A 16,827-nucleotide genomic window follows, 5' to 3' on the forward strand; every position below is an offset into this window, starting at 1 on the left:
ACGGCAGGGTCGGGGCATGGAGACGGAAGGAACGGCGCCCACCGCCGCGATACGGCCCGGCTATGTGCACGGGTACTCCGAGCGGGAGACCCGCCGGCTGGGCGATCAGGCCGACACGCTGGCGGCGTTGCTGCACGCCGGCACCCGCTATCCGGCGGGCAGCCGCGTGCTGGAGGTCGGCTGCGGGGTGGGCGCGCAGACGGTGCACCTGGTCGGCGGCAGCCCGGGGGCGCGCCTGGTGGCGGTGGACATCTCCGAGGCGTCCCTCGCGCGGGCGCGCGACCGGGTGGCGGCGCACGCCCGGGACGCCGATGTGGAGTTCCACCGCGCGGACCTGCGCGATCTGCCGTTCGCCGACGCCTCGTTCGACCATGTCTTCGTGTGCTTCGTGCTGGAGCACCTGTGGGACCCCGGCCGGGCGCTGGCCGGGCTGCGGCGCGTGCTGCGGCCCGGCGGCACGATCACGGTGATCGAGGGCGACCACGGGTCGGCGTTCTTCCACCCGGACAGCGCCTGGGCCCGGGCGGCCGTCGACTGCCAGATCCAGCTCCAGGCGCGGGCCGGCGGCAACGCGCTCATCGGGCGGCAGGTGCAGCCGCTGCTGTCGGCGGCCGGCTACGCGGAGGTGGTGGTCCGGCCGCGGACGGTCTACGCCGACCGGACCCGGCCCGCGCTGGTGGAGGGCTTCACCCGCAACACGTTCATCGCCATGGTCGAGGCCGTCCGGGACGAGGCGCTGACCGCCGGCCTGATGACGCGCACCGATCTGGACCGGGGCATCGCCGATCTGCGCCGGACGGCGGAGGACGGCGGCACGTTCCACTACACGTTCGTCAAGGGGCACGCCGTGAACCCGGCGCGGTGACCGGATTCGCCCCTCCGGGCGAGCCCTTCCCCGTGCCAGACTGCTCTCCCGAACGGGACGGAATGTCAAGGGAGTTGGCTGATTCATGGCCGAACGGACGGACGGGGACGGGGCGGTGGCCGAGCCGGCGCGTGACTACGGGTTGAGCTGGTCGGGGCTCGCGGTCGACTACGAGCCGGTGGAGATCGACACGACCAAGCCCAGCATCGCCCGGGTCTACGACGCCGCCATCGGCGGCAAGGACCACTACGAGGTGGACCGCGCCGTCGTGGAGGCGGGCCGGAAGATCTCACCGGCCGGGGTGGCCAGCGCCCGCGTCAACCGGGACCTGCTCATCCGCGGGGTGCGGTACCTGGCCGAGCAGGGCATCGACCAGTTCCTCGACCTGGGCTCCGGGCTGCCCTCCGCGCAGAACACCCACCAGGTCGCGCAGGCGGTCAACCCCGCGACCCGCGTCGTCTATGTCGACAACGACCCGATCGTGCTGGCCCACGGCCGGGCGCTGCTGGCCCAGGACGAGCGGACCCGGGTCATCACCGCCGACATGCTGGACGTCGAGCACGTCCTGAACCATCCGGGGGTGACCGGCTTCCTCGACTTCTCCCGGCCCATCGGGCTGCTCATGCTCGCCGTCGTCCACCACATCCTGGACGAGGAGCACCCGCACGCCGTGGTGGACGCGTACAAGGCCCCGTTGGCGCCCGGCAGTCACCTCTTCCTCACGCACTTCTGCAACTCCTTCCCCGAGGCCAGGGAGTTGGAGGACGTCCTCGTCCGGTCCCTGGGCCGGGGGCAGTTGCGCGGCACCGAGGAGATCACCGGCTTCTTCGACGGCCTGGAGCTGGTCGAGCCGGGCGTGGTGCCGCTGCCGCTGTGGCGGCCGGACACGCCGGTGAGCGAGCCGCTGGACCACAGCGGCCTGCTCATGGCCGGTGGGATGGCGCGCAAGCCGTTCGCCGACGCGGGCTGAACGAGTGCGGCGGGCCCAACCGGTTTGGGCCCGCCGCGCGTTACGGATGATCGGGAACCGTCAGGTGTCCAGCGCCCGGTCCACCAGCGGGCCGGCGCCGCCCGTGTAGCCGGCCGGGTCGCACAGCCCGGCCAGCTCCGCGTCGTCGAACCGGCCGGCCAGCTCCGGGGTCGTGGCCAGCACCTTGGCCAGCGGGATGCCGGACTCGGCCGCCGTCGCCGACGCCTCGGTCAGCAGCCGCTTGGCCGCGGCCTTCCCGAGGTGGGGCGCGAGGCGGGCGGCGATTCGTTCGGAGACGACCTGACTGCCGGTCAGGTCAAGGTTGACGCGCATCCGCCCGGCACGCACCTCGAGGCCCGCCGTCAGCTCCACCGCCGTGTGCGCGGCACCGCCGGTCAGCCGCAGGCACTCGCGCAGCGGCAGCCACTCCGCGTGCCACACCCCGGCCGACCGCTCGTCCTCGGTGATCAGACACTGCGTCAACGCCGCGCCCAGCGCCGGGACTTGCAGCGCGGCGCTGCGCAACAGCGTGGCCAGCACCGGGTTCCGCTTGTGCGGCATCGCCGAGGAACTGCCGCGCCCCGCCGCCCCGGCCGGCTCGGCGACCTCGCCGACCTCGGTGCGGGTCAGCGTCTGCACGTCCACGGCGATCTTGCCCAGCGCCCCGGCGGTGAACGCCAGCGCGCCCGCCAGGTCGGCCATGGGCGTGCGCAGCGCGTGCCAGGGCAGCACCGGCACCGCCAGGCCGGTCTCCGCCGCGAACGCCTCGGCCAGCCGGTCCAGATACAGCCCCGGATCGGCCTCGGCCGCGCCGTCGATCAGCGCGTACTCCAGATAGCCGGACAGCGTGCCGGCCGCGCCGCCCAGCGAGACCGGCAGCCCCTCGGCGAGCACCCGTTCCAGCCGCCGGTCGGCGTCCCGCAGCAACTCCCGCCAGCCCGCCGCCTTCAGGCCGAACGTGGTGGGCACCGCGTGCAGCGCCAGCGTCCGCCCGGCCATCGGCGTGTTCCGGTGGGCGCGCGCCAGATCGGCCAACGAGCCGACGCAGCGCGCCAGATCGGCCCGGATGATCTCCAGGGCGCGGGCGGCCACCAGCATCGCGCCGGTGTCCAGGATGTCCTGGCTGGTCGAGCCCCGGTGCACAAACTCGGCGGCGGCCGGGTCGGTGCCGGCGACGACCTTGGTGAACGCCTGCACCAGGCCGACGACCGGGTTGGCCGTCTCGCGGGTGGCCAGCGCCAGCGCCCGCAGGTCCAGCAGCTCGGCCCGGGCCAGCCGGCTGATGACGCGCGCCGCGTCGGCGGGGATCGTGCCCAGCCGCGCCTGGGCGCGGGCCAGTGCGGCCTCCGCGTCGAGCATGGCCTGCAACCACGCCCGGTCGCCGACCGCCGCCTCGACGGGCGTGCCGGCCCGCACCGGGGAGAGCAGGCCCGTGTCCAGCAGCGCCACGGTGTCGGCGGGTGCGTCGCTCATACGATCACCCCTGTCAGGTCCGTGTCGTCGGACGCGGGCCGCACCTGGCTCGGCACGTGCGCGACCGGCGGCAGCGACAGCGCGGCCCGCGCGATGGCGTCCGAGTCGCCCAGCGTCACCGAGTCGACGCCCGGCCTGATGCCCGCCGCGGTCACCCAGTGCACCGACTCGGTGGGCACGCCGAACGCGAACCGCCGCGGATGGGCCCGGCCGCGCGCGTCCAGCAGGTGGTAGGGCCGCTCGCTGACGGCCAGCCCGCCGGTCTCGTAACTCGTGCCGCACTCACCCGGGATGCGGTAGGGGCCGGCCTGCTCGGTGGCCAGCAGATGGCGCAGCAGCGGGTCCTCGGTGCGCCGCAGGTCCGGCTCCGGCAGCCGCGCCTCGATCAGCGCCCGGGCCCGGACCGGGGGCCCCGGCACGGCCTCGGACTCGGCGACGAACGCCGGGTCGGCCGCGTCGAAGGTGATCTTGGTCCCGGGGCCGGTGAGCTCCAGCACGCCCGCCTCGATCACCGCGATCATCTCCTCGATGCGGGTGACGGGCGGACCGATCGACAGGAACGCGTTGAGCGGGGTGTACCAGCCCTCCAGGTCGTCGCGGTGCGAGTTCCCCTCCAGCCCGCCGTGGTCCACGGCCAGCCGGATCTCGTTGCGCAGATCCCGCAGCACATCGAGCGCGGCCTTCAGCGGCCCGCTGATATTCCCGGCCCTGGCCTCCCGCACATCCCGGGCCAGATAATCCAGCAGCCAGGCGCGGAATGCGTCGCGATCGGTGAAATTCTGACCCACGCACGGCTGGGAAATGCGCTCCCAGTCCCACCGTTCGGCGCGGGGTATTCCGAACGAGTCCAGCAGTTCCCCGACTTCGCCCGTCGGGGCCAGCTCCAGGTAACGCTCCGCCAGCGACTCGGCGTCCGCCTTCCGGCCGCGCGCCGTCAGCAGCGTCGCGTAGTAGACGCTCTCCACTTCGGCCCGGATCAGCGGCCACAGATCGGTGGTGAAGCGCACGCGCTCGCCGTCCTCGGCGCGCTGCCGCAGCCGCGCGATGTGCTCCACGGTCAGCAGCCGCGGGTGGTAACGGCCGTGCGGGCCCTTCTCGTTCTCGCCGCGCGCGTGGTACGGCACGCCGCGCCGGGAGCTGGCGAACAGCCGGGGCTCACGGCCCGAGGGGTGGTAGCGCAGCCGGCCGTCGGCCTCGCGGGAGAACGTGCCGCCCCGGCCGTGCGTGAACAGGGCCAGATAGTCGAAGAAGTTCAGGCCCAGGCCGCGCAGCAGCACCGGGGTGCCGGGCGCGATGGGGTCGAGGTCGGCCTCCGCGGGGTTCACCGGGGTGATGTAGGTCAGGTAGTGGATGCGGGCCAGCGCCGCCGTGCGCTCCTGGCGCGGCGTCAGCCGGGCCGGCACATGGCCCTGCGCGAGCACGATGGCGTCGAGGTTGTTCAGCCGGGTGCCGTCCTCCAGCCGGACGCCCTGCGGGCCGCCCGTCACGCCGTGCGTGTCGGCCATCGCGACCGCCCGCGACCGGTGCACATGCACCTTGACCTGCGGCGGGGCGTCCGCGACGATCCGCCGGAAGCAGTCGTTGAGGTAGTGGCCGTACAGCGCGCGGGTCGGGTAGGAGTCCGGGCCCAGCGCCCTGGCCTCCGCCAGCGTCTCCTCGGAGTAGTCGCCCCGGCCGCCCAGCGGGCCGAGCAGCGCGAGCTGCCGCGCCCATTCGTAGAGGCTGGGCCCCGGCTCGATCGGCCCGTCGATGCGGGCGCTGGGGTCGGTGAAGATGCTCACCTGGGAGGTGACGGTGTTCATCAGCAAGTGCCGGGACTGGTCCGCCCGCCACACCCGACCGGCGCCGGGCGGCGCGGGGTCCACCAGGTGCACGATCACGGCGGAGCCGGACGGCGTGTGGCGTTCGTTGGCACACAGCCGCTCCAGGACGGACAATCCACGCGGGCCGCCACCGACAATGCAGACTTCCACGCAGCCGCTCATGAGCGATACTCCATTTCGGGGCCGGTAATTTGGGAAATCCTCGCAGCGGCGCCCGGGAGCCGGTCAATGAATGCCGCCCGGGTCCGTCAAGTTCCCCCGGGATTCCCGAGTGACCTGACGAATTCGCCGGGAAATGCACGGCGCGGCCCGGCGGCCGGTGCAGGATCGGAACATGCGCGCCGCCTACATCGAACAACTCGGCTCCCCGGACGAGATTCGCCACGGCGAGCTGCCCGATCCGCTCCCCGGCCCCACCGACGTGCTGGTCGACGTCATCGCCACCACCGTCAACCCGGTGGACACCTTCGTGCGATCCGGCGTCTTCCGCACCCCCGTCCCGTTCCCCCTCGTGCTCAGCCGCGACCTCGTCGGCACCGTGGCCGAGGCCGGGCCGGGCGCGAGCGGGTTCCGCCCCGGCGACCTCGTGTGGTGCAACAGCCTCGGCCACGCCGGGCGGCAGGGCGCCGCCGCCGAGCGGGCCGTCGTCCCCGCCGACCGGCTGTACCACCTGCCGCCGGGCGTGGACCCCGAGGACGCCGTCACGGTCGTCCACCCGGGCGGCACCGCGCATCTGGCGCTCTTCACGCACGGCCGGGTCAGGCCCGGCGAGACCGTGTTCGTCGCCGGCGCCGCGGGCAACGTGGGCAGCGCCCTGCTGGTGCTGGCCGCCGACGCCGGCGCCCGGGTGGTGGCCACCGCGTCCCCGCGCGACGCCGACTACTGCCGCTCGCTCGGCGCCGCCGAGGTGATCGACTACCACGCGCCCGATCTCACCGACCGGCTCCGCGCCGCCTGCCCGGACGGCATCGACCTGCACATCGACGCCTTCGGCACCAACGACCTGACCGCCGCGGTCGAACTGCTCGCCCCCCGCGGGCGGATCGTGCTGCTCGCCGGCGTGGCCGCTCGGCCCGTGCTCCCGGTCGGCCCGTTCTACATGAAGGACGCGACCATCCACGGCTTCGTCATCTCGCACGCCACCACAGCCGAACTCGCCGACGCCGCCACGGTTCTCAACCGGCTGCTGGCCGCCGGGCGGCTGCGCCCGCGCCGCACCGAGCGCGTTCCGCTGAGCCAACTGGCCGAGGCGCACCGGCGGATGGAGAAGGGCGCCCTGCGCGGCATGCGGCTGATCGTCCGCCCCGACCTGGACCGCTGAGAGGAACTCCCATGGCACACGTGCTCATAGCCGGCGGCGGCATCGGCGGACTGGCGGCGGCCATCGCCGTCGCGCACCGCGGACACCGGGTCACGGTGCTGGAGCGCCGCGACGAGTTCACCGAGCTGGGCGCGGGGATCCAACTGGCGCCCAACGCGTTCGCCGCCCTGGACCGGCTCGGCGCCGGCGCGGCGGTGCGCGACCGGGCGGTGTTCATCGACGAACTGCGGCTGATGGACGGCACCACCGACGAGCCGATCAACGCGATGCCGCTCACCGACGCCTACCGCACCCGCTTCGGCAACCCCTACGCCGTCGTCCACCGCACCGACCTCTACCAGCCGCTGCTGGACGCCTGCCGGGCGCTGCCCGGCGTCACCCTGCGCACCGGCAGCGGCCTGGCCGCCTACGAGCAGGACGGCACGTCCGTCGAGGCCGTGCTGACCACGGGCGAACACGTCGCCGGGGACGCGCTGCTGGGCGCCGACGGCATTCGCTCCACCGTCCGCCAGCAGCTCCTGGGGGACGGCGAGCCGCGCGTCTCCGGGCACACGATCTACCGCTCCGTCATCCCGATGGACCGCGTTCCGCACGAACTGCGCTCCAACGCCGTCACCTTGTGGGCCGGCCCCAAGTGGCACTTCGTCCACTACCCCATCAGCGGCGGGCGTTACCTGAACCTCGCGGCCACCCGCGACGACGGCGCCACCGAGGCGGTGGCCGGGCAGCCCGCCGAACGCGCCCACGTGCTGGCCCAGTTCCCCGAACTGGGCACCGTCGCGGCGCGGCTGCTGCGGCTCGGCGAGGACTGGAAGTGCTGGGTCCTGTGCGACCGCGACCCGGTGGACGTGTGGGTGGACGGGCGGGTCGCCCTGGTGGGCGACGCGGCCCACCCGATGCTTCAGTACGCCGCTCAGGGCGCCTGTATGGCACTGGAGGACGCGGTCTTCCTCGGCGACCTCCTCGACTGCCCCGCGGATTCGATCCCACGGCGGCTCCTTCGCTACAACACGGCGCGACGCGACCGGACGGCCAAGGCCCAACTGGTCGCCCGGGAAATGGGCCGCCAGGTCTACCACCCGGCGGGCGTCGCCGCCAAGGAACGCAACGCCACGATCTCGGCCATGTCCGAGACGGATCTCTATTACACAGTCGACTGGCTGCACGGCGCGCGCGACTGCGTGCGGGTGTGAATTCGGAGGAGTCCTGAAATGACCAGCAACGGAACGACGTTCGAGGTGCGCGCCGAGATCCGCATCGACGCCTCCCCGGAAGCCGTCTACGACACCGTCACCGACCTCGGCCGCAGCGGCGAGTGGAGCCCGGAGTGCACCGGCGGCGAGTGGGTCGAGGGCCGGCCCGGTCGGGTCGGCTCCATCTTCCGCGGCGACAACCTGCGCAAGCCGGAGGTCGTGCAGTGGGCGCCGGTCATCCGGGGCCACTGGTCCACCGAGGCCCTGGTCGTCGAGGCCGTCCGCCCGAGCGTCTTCCGCTGGGTGATCCTCAACAGCACCCGGGGCCAGCAGGAGAGCACCTGGTCCTGGGAGATCCGGCCGGACGGCGACGGCTGTGTCCTCGTCCACCACTACCGGCTGGGCCGGCTCACCGAGGGCCTGGCCAAGATCTTCGCCGGGCTGGACGAGGCCGGCCGGGAGCGTTTCGTGAAGGAGTGGAACGCCAAGCTCGGCGAGGACGTCCGGGCCACCGTCGAGCGCGTCAAGATAATCGTCGAGAAGGGCTGAACCGGCCGGAACGAGGCTGCCGTCCTTCCGCCTTCCCCCCTCCGGGCGGAAGGACGGCCTTCCCCGAACGGAGACCAGCGTGCCGCCCGAAACCGCCCTGGCCGTGGCCACCCACTGCCCGTACTGCGCCCTGCAGTGCGGCACCGAACTCAGCCGCCGCGACGGCGAAGTCGCCGTCCGGCCGGCCCCGTTCCCCGTGAACGCCGGCGGGCTGTGCCAGAAGGGCTGGACCGCGCCGGCACTGCTCGACACCCCCGGCCGGCTGCGCGCGCCGCTGCTGCGCGGCGCCGACGGCGAGTTCACCCCGGTCGGCTGGGACGCCGCCCTGGACACCGTCGCCGCGCGGCTGAAGCACATCCGGCGGCGGTACGGGCCCGACGCGGTCGCCGTGTTCGGCGGCGGCGGGCTGACCAACGAAAAGGCGTACCTGCTCGGCAAGTTCGCCCGGCTGGCGCTGGGCACCAGTCAGATCGACTACAACGGCCGGTTCTGCATGTCGTCCGCCGCCGCGGCCGGCACCGCCGCGTTCGGACTCGACCGCGGACTCCCGTTCCCCGTCACGGACTTGGCCGGGGCGAACGTCATCCTGCTGGCCGGCGCCAACCCCGCCGAGACCATGCCGCCGCTGATGCGGCACCTGAACGCCGCCCGGCTCGTCGTCATCGACCCGCGCCGCACCCCCACCGCCGAGCGCGCCGCGCTGCATCTGCGGCCCCGCCCGGGCACCGATCTCGCCCTGGCCCTGGGCCTGTTCCACGCCGCGGTCGACGAGAACCTGGCCGACCACGACTACCTCGCGCGGCGCACCACCGGCTTCGACGCCGCCTGGCGGCTGGCCGCCGACACCTGGCCCGAACGCGTCGAGCGCATCACCGGCGTGCCCGCCGCCGACCAGCGCGCGGCGGTGCGGCTGCTGGGCGAGGCGGACCGCGCCTACGTGCTGACCGGCCGCGGCGCCGAACAGCACAGCACCGGCGTGGACACCGTCGCCGCCTACATCAACCTCGCCCTGACCCTCGGGCTGCCCGGCCGGCCCGGCAGCGGCTACGGCTGCCTCACCGGCCAGGGCAACGGGCAGGGCGGCCGCGAACACGGCCAGAAGGCCGACCAGTTGCCCGGCTACCGCGCCATCACCGACCCCGCCGCCCGCGCCCATGTCGCCGGCGTCTGGGGCGTCGACCCCGACTCCCTGCCCGGCCCCGGCCGCAGCGCCTACGAACTCCTCGACGCGCTGGGCACCCCGGGCGGCCCCCGCGCGCTGCTCGTCCTGGGCTCCAACCCCATCGTCTCCGCCCCGCACGCGGCGCACGTCGCGCGCCGTCTCGCCGGGCTCGAACTGCTCGTCGTCGCGGACTTCGTGGCCTCGGAGACCGCCCGCCACGCGGACGTCGTCCTGCCGGTCACCCAATGGGCCGAGGAGGAGGGCACGATGACCAACCTGGAGGGCCGCGTGCTGCGCCGCCGCCGGCTGCTGGACCCGCCGCCGGGCGTGCGCGGCGACCTGACCTGGCTGCGCGACCTCGCGGTGCGGCTCGGCGAGCCCGCCGAGCGCTACCCGGCCGAGCCGCGCGCCGTCTTCGACGAGCTGCGCCGCGCCTCGGCCGGCGGCCGCGCCGACTACTCCGGCATCGACTACGACCGGCTGGACGCGGGCGAGGCCCTGCACTGGCCGTGCCCCGCCGGGCCGCCCGGCGCCCCGCCGCACCCGGGCACCCCGCGCATGTTCCTGGACCGCTTCGCCCACCCCGACGGCCGGGCCCGCCTCGCGCCCGTCGAACACCGCGAGGCCGCCGAGGACGCCGACGGCGACTACCCCCTGTACGCCACCACCGGGCGGGTGCTGGCCCAGTACCAGTCCGGCGCGCAGACCCGCCGGGTGCCCGAGCTGAACGACGCGGCGCCCGAGCCGTTCGTCGAGATCCACCCCGACACCGCCGACCGCGCCGGGGTGCGGGACGGCGAACTCGCCCGCGTCACCTCCGCGCGCGGCACCATGCTGGCCCGGGTCCGGGTGACGGCGACCCTGCGCACCGACACCGTCTTCCTGCCCTTCCACTTTCCGGGCCCGGGCCGGGCCAACCTGGTCACCAGCACCGCGCTGGACCCGGTCAGCCGGATGCCCGCGTTCAAGGTGTGCGCGGTGCGCATAGACCCCTGCCCGGTGCCCGCATGAACGGCGTGGTGATCGTCGGCGACGGGCCCACCGCCGCCCGGCTGACCCGCCGGCTGCGGCGGCTGGGCCACGACGGGCCGCTGACCGTGGTGGGCCGGTCGGCCTGGCCGGCCGGCCACCGGGACGCCGGGCCGGGCCACCCCGCCGGCACCCGGGTTCTCGCGAACACCCCCGTCACCGGCCTCGACCGGGCCCGGCGCCTGGTGCACACCGCCGGCCCGGCGATCGGCTACGACGCGCTGGTGCTCGCCACCGGCGGCCGGCCCCTGGTGCCGCCGCTGCCCGGCTTCACCGGGGCCTGCGGGCGCCCCGGCGACGGCGTCCTGGCCCCGCGCACCGCAGAGGACTCCGAACGCGCCGCGCCGGGCCGGGCCGTCGTCCTCGGCGGCGGCGTGCTCGGCGTGGAGACCGCGCTCGCCCTGCGGCGGGCCGGCCGCCATGTCACCGTCGTGCACCGGGCGGCCCACCCCATGCACCACCAACTCGACGAGGTCGCCGGCGCGTTGGTCGCCCGGCACCTCGCCGAGCGGGACGTCGAGCTGCTCACCGGCCGCGCGCCCGCCGAGTTCACGCCCGGCAAACTCACCCTGGACGACGGGCAGGTGCTCGACGCGGACGCCCTGCTGCTGTGCGAGGGCATCGTCCCCGAGACGTCCCTCGCCCGCGCCGCCCAACTCGCCGTGCGGCGCGGCATCCTGGTGGACGACCGGCTGGCCACCGACGACCCCGCCGTCCACGCCCTCGGCGACTGCGCCGAGCCGCCCGGGCCCTGGCCCGCCCCGGACCAGGCCGACGCGCTCGCCGCGCTGCTGACCGGCCGCCGCCCCGCGTTCCCGCCCGGCGTGCTCCGCCCCCGCGCCCCCGGGCTGGACCTGGCCGTGCTCGGGACCCGGGCCGCGCTCGACGACGCGCCCGAGACGGTCACGTTCACCGACCCGGCCCGCGGCCGGTACGCCCGGCTCGCGCTGCGCGACGGGCGGCCGGCCGCCGCCGTCCTGCTCGGCCTGCCGCACGGCATCGCCGCGCTCACCCAGCTCCACGACCGGGGGCTGCCGGTGCCCGCCGACCGGTTGGCGATGCTGCTCGGCACCCCGCCGCGGCGTGGCGCGCCCGGCGCCGAACTGCCCGACGACGCCGTCCTGTGCCGCTGCAACAACGTCACCAAGGGCGCGCTCGCCCGGGCCTTCGGCACCGGCGCGCGGGACGTGGCCGCGCTCGCCGCGGCCACCCGCGCCACCACCGGCTGCGGCGGCTGCGCGGCCGACATCGGGCGGCTGTGCCGCACCCTGGGCGAGGAGGCCGAGTGAACCGCGGCACGCTGCTCGTCGTCGGCCACGGCATGGCCGGGCACCGGCTCGTCGAGGAGGTGCGCGCCCGGGACCGGGCCGGCCGGTGGCGGATCGTCGCCGTCACGGACGAACCGCACCCCGCCTACGACCGCGTCGCGCTCTCCACCTATCTGGCCGGCCGCACGATCGACGAACTGAGCCTGGTGCGCGCGGAGTTGCGGAACGATCCGCTGGTCGCCGCGCGCACCGGCACCGCGGTGACGGCCATCGACCCGGGCGCGCGCACGGCGCACTGCGCCGACGGCGCCACGATCCACTGGGACGCGCTCGTCCTGGCCACCGGCTCCCGCCCGTTCGTGCCCCCGATGCCCGGCCACGACCTGCCCGGCTGCTTCGTCTACCGGACGGTGGCCGACCTCGACGCCATCCGCGCCGCCGCCGTGCCCGGCCGCCCCGGCGTCGTCGTCGGCGGCGGGCTCCTCGGCCTGGAGGCGGCCGACGCGCTGCGCCGGCTGGGTATGTCCGCGCACGTCGTGGAGCTGGCCCCCTATCTGATGCCCATGCAGCTCGACGCCGACGGCGGCACCCTCCTCAAGGGGCTGATCGCCGCACTCGGCGTCCGGCCGCACTGCGGCGCCCGGACCGTGTCCGTGGACGCCGGCCCGGACGGGCGGGTCGCCGGAGTCACCCTCGCCGGTGACCCGCCCGCGCGGCTGGCCGCCGAGCTGGTGATCTTCGCCGCCGGCGTCCGCCCCCGCGACGACCTGGCCTCCGCCGCGGGCCTGCCCCGCGCCGAACGCGGCGGCATCCTGGTGGACGGCCACTGCCGCACCGGCGTTCCCGGAATCTGGGCGATCGGCGAATGCGCCGCCCCCGACGGCCGCGCGTACGGTCTGCTGGCCCCCGGCTACCGGATGGCCGAGACGGTGGCCGCCCAACTGACCGGCCCCCCGGGCGAACCGCTGCGCGAGATCGACACCTCCACCACCCTGAAGGTCCTGGGCGTCGACGTCGCGAGCTTCGGCGACGCCCACGCGACCACCCCCGGCGCCCTCCGCCTCGGCCACACCGACCACGCCCGGTCGCGCTACGCGTCCCTGGTCCTGGACGCCAACGCCGAAACGCTGCTGGGCGGCACCCTCGTCGGCGACACGGCGAACTACGCCCCCCTGGCGGCCCTCACCGGCCGCCCCCTGCCCACGGAGCCCGAACGACTCCTGGCGGACGGGGCGTTGACGCGGTGATCGACGATCCCCCGGTCCATGAACAACCACGCACGAGGTCGGCCAGGGCCATCGTCCGGCCGAGCTGCGTCGAGGCGCTGGTCCCGGAGCTTGCCCGAGCTGTTCAACGAAGCGGCCTGTCGAGTCTCTGTGGCCTGAGATGACGGGTCGTTGCAAATCCCCCCAGCCGACCGGTCATGCGGAGGGCCGGGGTGCCCATGATGGGCTTATACGGAGAGGTCTGTGGGGAAGAGGCGCGGTGTGGGACCGGTGGTTGAGGAATACAAGGCGCTGATTGTGGACTGGGACGGCACTCTGGTGGACTCCCAGCCGCTGAACCTTCGGTCGCTGGCCGCTGCCCTGGCCGGACACGGCGTGACTCTTCGTAAGGAGTGGTACCGGGCGCGGCTGGGCACTTCTGGCGAGGAACTGCTTGCCGAACTTGGTGTACCGGTGGAGTCCGTCCCGGCGATATTGACCGCGTGCGGCGACTTGATCGTTCGCGAGGTAGCGGCCCTGCCCACGTTTCCGACGGTGGTCGGCTGGGTGAAGCGGGCTCGCGCGGCGGGCCTGCCCCGTGCGGTCGCCTCCGGCGGTGGTGGGCAGGTCGTAAGGACCGGGTTGCAGGCGACGGGGCTGGCACCGCTGTTCGAGGCGGTGGTGACGCGCGAGGCAGTGCCGCGTGGGAAGCCTGCCCCCGATCTGTTCCTTGCCGCCGCACGGCAGCTCGGTGTTGCGCCCGAGCGGTGCCTGGCCATCGAGGATGCCGATGAAGGGCTGGCCGCCGCCGCGGCTGCGGGCATGGACGCGGTCGATGTCCGCGCGTGGGTGACCTCCCGGTTCACGTGAGACTTCGCACTTCCTCGCCGAAGGCCTGGACCTGCGGTAGGGACGGGTAGGTAGTGAGCAGAGTGCGGCCCAGTTGGCGGGCGCGGTCCCTGATGGACTGCACCACTCGGTCACCCTTCAGGGCTTGCTGGGCAAGGGGCAGTGACGCCTCGGGCTCACCCAGGGCGGCGTGGGCCAGCGCGAGGTCCAGTCGCGCGATGGCCAGCCGGGTCGGTGCCCGCCCCGGCGCGACAGATTCGTACAGAGAGATGGCTTCCTGCGCGGCGTCCCTGGCGAGTCGGTGCTGACCGAGCCAGCCGTGGGAAGAAGCGTTGAAGGAAACGATTCGTACCGCGTCGGCGGCGAACAGGCCAACACCGTGGAGCGGGATGTTCTCGCGGTGGACCTCGGCGCGCCCGGCCGCCCGCGCGAACTCGTCCTGGTTGCCTACGCGGGCCTGGGTCCGCGCGAGTTGCGCCGACAGCCGAACAGCGGCGTTACTGCCCCCAGGGGCCACCGCCAGGCCGCGGGTGGCGGCGGTCAGCGCGTCCAACGGCCGCTGGTCGTACAGAGCGTCGGTGCACCGGACGTCCTCCGCCCAAGCACATACCTCGGGGGAATCCGCCTCGCGCCCGTGCTGCCATGCGTCGTCACACAGTGCGCCCACCAGGTCCCTGCGCCCCAAATCGTGTGCGAGCCAGGCGAGTACGACCGACAGCATCCCCGCCTGATGCGCCAGGGCCCGCCCCTGCCGCAGCGTATGCCGACCCTCGAGCAGCGCGGCGGCCCGCTCGCGGTAGCGGGCGGCCACAGGCCACAGCTCCGCCGGGGAGTGGGCCGAGTAGGTCGCGCCGAGCCGGTGCACGGCCAGTTCCAGATCCTCCACGTCCTGGGGGGCCAGGTCACTGTGCGAGGTGCGGCGGGTGAAGGCGCGGACGGTATCCGCGCTGGCGCTGTTGGCTCCGATCAACGATGTCAGGGCGGTGCTGCCAGTCAGGGCGACAAGAGTGCGACGGTCCGTAGGATCACCTGCTACGCCGGGCGCCACAGCCATGAGTGGCGCGGAACGGTCTGGTTCGTGCACGCCGTGATGTCCGCCGAAAGAACGCCCGGTCCACGGCTCCCGACCGCCGGAGTCTCTCGTGCCCGACGTGAATGCGCCGGGCATCAGGGCTGCTCCGCTCCCGTGCATGGATGTCCGCCGTTTGAAGCCCAGTTCGCTGGCATGTTTGTGGAAGTAGGCTTCCAGCAGTTGCCGTGTCGCCTGGTGAGGATAACCGGGATTCGGTGACTCCCAGGTGCGGTACTGCCTTTCGCTGACGCTGACTGCCCGGGGAAGGCAGCCCTCGGCGTACAGACGGGCGGCGAGCTGGTTGAGGTCTTCCACGATCTCTTCCTGGCTCAGATCACGTTCCAGCCGCGCCCGACGCAACGCGTTGTTGCGTTTCTCGCCACCTGCCGCCTCTGCCGTCGCTTTCTCTCTTGGTTCCCCTGTCATATACACAGCGTAGCGGCGCTCGGTGGGCTGCACACCACCTTCGTGGCACCGGCAGTTCTGCCCGGGAACAGGTGCCGGAAATAGCGCCGGAGAAACCGCCGGAAGGAGTGCCGGTCGCGGAGACTGCCGGAACAACCGCCGGGGGAACTTCCTGGTCATAGCGTCGCGGAGCCGTTTCACTCGGTGATGTCCGCGCCGCTGTCGGCATCAGCCGAGGAGCTTCCCCGTGCACTGTGCCCGCTCTGACGAGTCCATCCCTCCGCCGCCTCCCGCATGCCTTCCGGGTGGGGATGAGGCAGTGGGCCGGCGGCTGTTCCGCGGCGCGGGGACACGTTTCGCGCCGCGGAAGACAACGGACGTGACCTCGACGGTCACCGGCGGGAACGCCCAGACCGCGCCGAGGGGGCCCGGGGCGGTCCAGCACACCCAGTTGTACCTCCCGGCAAGGCCCGAGAGCCTGCCCACGGCGCGGCATGCCGTTCGTACAGCCCTCTCCGAATGGGGACTTGCCGACCGCGGCGGCCTCCAGGACAACGCCCTCGTCGTCATCACCGAACTGCTGGGCAACGCCCTGCGGCACGCGGTGCCGCTGATCGGAGGCAGTGAGACCCCCTGTCTGGTCGTCCAACTGGCCGTTGACGAGGACAGGCTGTTTCTTGCGGTCACCGATGGCAGCCCCACGGCGCTGCCATCGGTGCGGCAGGCGGCCGACGGCGATGAGAACGACCGGGGTCTCGCACTCATCGACGCCCTCGCCGCTTCGTGGGGATGCTCAACCGACCGGCAGGCCAAGACCGTTTGGGCCGCGCTGCGCCTGCCGCCCCGACCGCGGCGGTCACTTCGTCCGCTTCCGGATCGATTGGCTCAGTGAGAAGGAGAGACATGGAACTCATCGGCGCCTCCACCGGCGCACCGCTCCGCAGGGCGGTCGGCGGGCCCGACGCGCGGCAGGTCACGTCGGCCTCGACCGCGGAGCAGGCCTGATGACCCGCCGGGGCGCCGTGATCACGCAGGTCGGCACGACCGGCGTACTGACGGCCTTGGAGGTGGACGTCAGGACCGTCCAGCGGGGGGATCAGCTCACGATTGGCGGTCAGATCTACACGGTCCGGGACATGACGACGATGGCACGCGGCAGCAAGCGCCTGGACTTCGGTAACGGAGAGAGCTTCACCATGCGTGCCACCACCGTGCTGTGGGCCGCGCGTCGCATATCCCTCCGCAGGAGATTCCAGCGATAGCGGCAACGTCGCCGCCCATCGACGGCGGCTCGATCCGTGCGGCGCGCATACGCCTGTCTGAAGACTCCGTCCCGCGTTTCGGGGCGGTCGTGTGAACACCGATGAAGGAGAGAAAGCAATGAGCAACAGCGCATCGGCGCCTTTGAGGCGCCACTCGCGGCCGTTCGGGCTCACCCTCGCCGTTCCGACCGGCGGGTCCTCCGTGGAGGGACTGATCCCTGTCCTCTCACTCTGCCCGGAGCGGCAGGTCACCGTTACCTCGGAGGGGGAGCCGTTCATTCACGCGCCCTCGATGAAGTCCGCCTTCGAGACGGTCTCCCAGACCCAGGAGGACATGCAGCTCTTCGACGACAAGACCAACGACAAGGACTGACGCGGGAA

At 73.7% G+C, this 16,827-nt stretch carries 15 protein-coding genes; 12 read left to right on the plus strand and 3 right to left on the minus strand.

The features are described 5' to 3' along the window. The first annotated feature begins 16 nt into the window (after positions 1-16). Entirely contained in the window at positions 17-865 is an 849-nt protein-coding gene (locus RM590_RS24835; RefSeq protein WP_311706922.1) for a methyltransferase domain-containing protein, read from the plus strand. A gap of 85 nt (positions 866-950) precedes the next feature. After that, a complete protein-coding gene (locus RM590_RS24840; RefSeq protein ID WP_311706923.1) occupies positions 951-1,835 on the plus strand; it encodes an SAM-dependent methyltransferase in 885 nt (294 codons plus the stop codon). A gap of 60 nt (positions 1,836-1,895) precedes the next feature. On the opposite strand, the gene pcaB is transcribed toward RM590_RS24840, so the two are convergent. Then, on the minus strand, positions 1,896-3,308 hold the full coding sequence (gene pcaB, locus RM590_RS24845) for a 3-carboxy-cis,cis-muconate cycloisomerase (RefSeq protein ID WP_311706924.1): 1,413 nt from the start codon (positions 3,306-3,308) through the stop codon (positions 1,896-1,898). Beyond that, positions 3,305-5,293 carry an FAD/NAD(P)-binding protein gene (locus tag RM590_RS24850; protein ID WP_311706925.1) on the minus strand — a complete coding sequence of 663 codons (1,989 nt, stop codon included), beginning with the start codon at positions 5,291-5,293 and terminating at the stop codon, positions 3,305-3,307. The genes pcaB and RM590_RS24850 overlap by 4 nt, the downstream gene beginning before the upstream one ends. 172 nt (positions 5,294-5,465) lie before the next feature. Here RM590_RS24850 and RM590_RS24855 point away from each other — a divergent pair, with 172 nt between their 5' ends. The 7 genes from RM590_RS24855 to RM590_RS24885 all read left to right on the plus strand — a co-directional run bounded on the left by RM590_RS24855 (position 5,466) and on the right by RM590_RS24885 (position 13,728). Continuing rightward, complete coding sequence (locus tag RM590_RS24855) at positions 5,466-6,452, plus strand: NADPH:quinone reductase (RefSeq protein WP_311706926.1); 987 nt, start codon at positions 5,466-5,468, stop codon at positions 6,450-6,452. A gap of 11 nt (positions 6,453-6,463) precedes the next feature. Beyond that, positions 6,464-7,645, plus strand: coding sequence for a 3-hydroxybenzoate 6-monooxygenase (locus tag RM590_RS24860; protein ID WP_311706927.1), 1,182 nt, complete (start codon positions 6,464-6,466; stop codon positions 7,643-7,645). 18 nt (positions 7,646-7,663) lie between these two features. Continuing rightward, positions 7,664-8,194, plus strand: a complete 531-nt coding sequence (locus RM590_RS24865; RefSeq protein WP_311706928.1) for an SRPBCC family protein — start codon at positions 7,664-7,666, stop codon at positions 8,192-8,194. A gap of 79 nt (positions 8,195-8,273) precedes the next feature. Then, on the plus strand, positions 8,274-10,367 hold the full coding sequence (locus RM590_RS24870) for a molybdopterin oxidoreductase family protein (protein ID WP_311706929.1): 2,094 nt from the start codon (positions 8,274-8,276) through the stop codon (positions 10,365-10,367). Continuing rightward, positions 10,364-11,674, plus strand: coding sequence for an FAD-dependent oxidoreductase (locus tag RM590_RS24875; RefSeq protein ID WP_311706930.1), 1,311 nt, complete (start codon positions 10,364-10,366; stop codon positions 11,672-11,674). Before RM590_RS24870 ends, RM590_RS24875 begins: the two co-directional genes overlap by 4 nt. Continuing rightward, the gene (locus RM590_RS24880) at positions 11,671-12,900 is read left to right on the plus strand and encodes an NAD(P)/FAD-dependent oxidoreductase (protein WP_311706931.1); all 1,230 of its coding nucleotides are present in this window, start codon (positions 11,671-11,673) and stop codon (positions 12,898-12,900) included. Before RM590_RS24875 ends, RM590_RS24880 begins: the two co-directional genes overlap by 4 nt. A gap of 249 nt (positions 12,901-13,149) precedes the next feature. Continuing rightward, the gene (locus RM590_RS24885; RefSeq protein WP_311706932.1) at positions 13,150-13,728 is read left to right on the plus strand and encodes an HAD family hydrolase; all 579 of its coding nucleotides are present in this window, start codon (positions 13,150-13,152) and stop codon (positions 13,726-13,728) included. Here the strand turns inward: RM590_RS24885 and RM590_RS24890 are convergent. Continuing rightward, positions 13,721-15,205 carry a hypothetical protein gene (locus tag RM590_RS24890; RefSeq protein WP_311706933.1) on the minus strand — a complete coding sequence of 495 codons (1,485 nt, stop codon included), beginning with the start codon at positions 15,203-15,205 and terminating at the stop codon, positions 13,721-13,723. The two genes, RM590_RS24885 and RM590_RS24890, sit on opposite strands and share 8 nt — an antisense overlap. 358 nt (positions 15,206-15,563) lie before the next feature. On the opposite strand from RM590_RS24890, the gene RM590_RS24895 reads away from it, so the two are divergent. The 3 genes from RM590_RS24895 to tgmA all read left to right on the plus strand — a co-directional run bounded on the left by RM590_RS24895 (position 15,564) and on the right by tgmA (position 16,819). Beyond that, the gene (locus tag RM590_RS24895) at positions 15,564-16,076 is read left to right on the plus strand and encodes an ATP-binding protein (RefSeq protein ID WP_311706934.1); all 513 of its coding nucleotides are present in this window, start codon (positions 15,564-15,566) and stop codon (positions 16,074-16,076) included. 112 nt (positions 16,077-16,188) lie between these two features. After that, on the plus strand, positions 16,189-16,446 hold the full coding sequence (locus RM590_RS24900) for a hypothetical protein (protein WP_311706935.1): 258 nt from the start codon (positions 16,189-16,191) through the stop codon (positions 16,444-16,446). A 118-nt stretch (positions 16,447-16,564) separates the two neighbouring features. After that, positions 16,565-16,819, plus strand: coding sequence for a putative ATP-grasp-modified RiPP (tgmA, locus tag RM590_RS24905; RefSeq protein ID WP_311706936.1), 255 nt, complete (start codon positions 16,565-16,567; stop codon positions 16,817-16,819). Positions 16,820-16,827: the final 8 nt, after the last annotated feature.

The sequence above is a fragment of the Streptomyces litchfieldiae genome, from assembly GCF_031845365.1.
Classification (GTDB): domain Bacteria; phylum Actinomycetota; class Actinomycetes; order Streptomycetales; family Streptomycetaceae; genus Streptomyces; species Streptomyces litchfieldiae.

Coding starts and splice junctions, on each gene's coding strand:
- RM590_RS24865 (WP_311706928.1), top strand. CDS start 7,664: ATGACCAGCAACGGAACGACGTTCGAGGTGCGCGCCGAGATCCGCATC.
- RM590_RS24900 (WP_311706935.1), top strand. CDS start 16,189: ATGACCCGCCGGGGCGCCGTGATCACGCAGGTCGGCACGACCGGCGTA.
- RM590_RS24890 (WP_311706933.1), bottom strand. CDS start 15,205: ATGACAGGGGAACCAAGAGAGAAAGCGACGGCAGAGGCGGCAGGTGGC.
- RM590_RS24850 (WP_311706925.1), bottom strand. CDS start 5,293: ATGAGCGGCTGCGTGGAAGTCTGCATTGTCGGTGGCGGCCCGCGTGGA.
- RM590_RS24855 (WP_311706926.1), top strand. CDS start 5,466: ATGCGCGCCGCCTACATCGAACAACTCGGCTCCCCGGACGAGATTCGC.
- tgmA (WP_311706936.1), top strand. CDS start 16,565: ATGAGCAACAGCGCATCGGCGCCTTTGAGGCGCCACTCGCGGCCGTTC.
- RM590_RS24875 (WP_311706930.1), top strand. CDS start 10,364: ATGAACGGCGTGGTGATCGTCGGCGACGGGCCCACCGCCGCCCGGCTG.
- pcaB (WP_311706924.1), bottom strand. CDS start 3,308: ATGAGCGACGCACCCGCCGACACCGTGGCGCTGCTGGACACGGGCCTG.
- RM590_RS24835 (WP_311706922.1), top strand. CDS start 17: ATGGAGACGGAAGGAACGGCGCCCACCGCCGCGATACGGCCCGGCTAT.
- RM590_RS24840 (WP_311706923.1), top strand. CDS start 951: ATGGCCGAACGGACGGACGGGGACGGGGCGGTGGCCGAGCCGGCGCGT.
- RM590_RS24860 (WP_311706927.1), top strand. CDS start 6,464: ATGGCACACGTGCTCATAGCCGGCGGCGGCATCGGCGGACTGGCGGCG.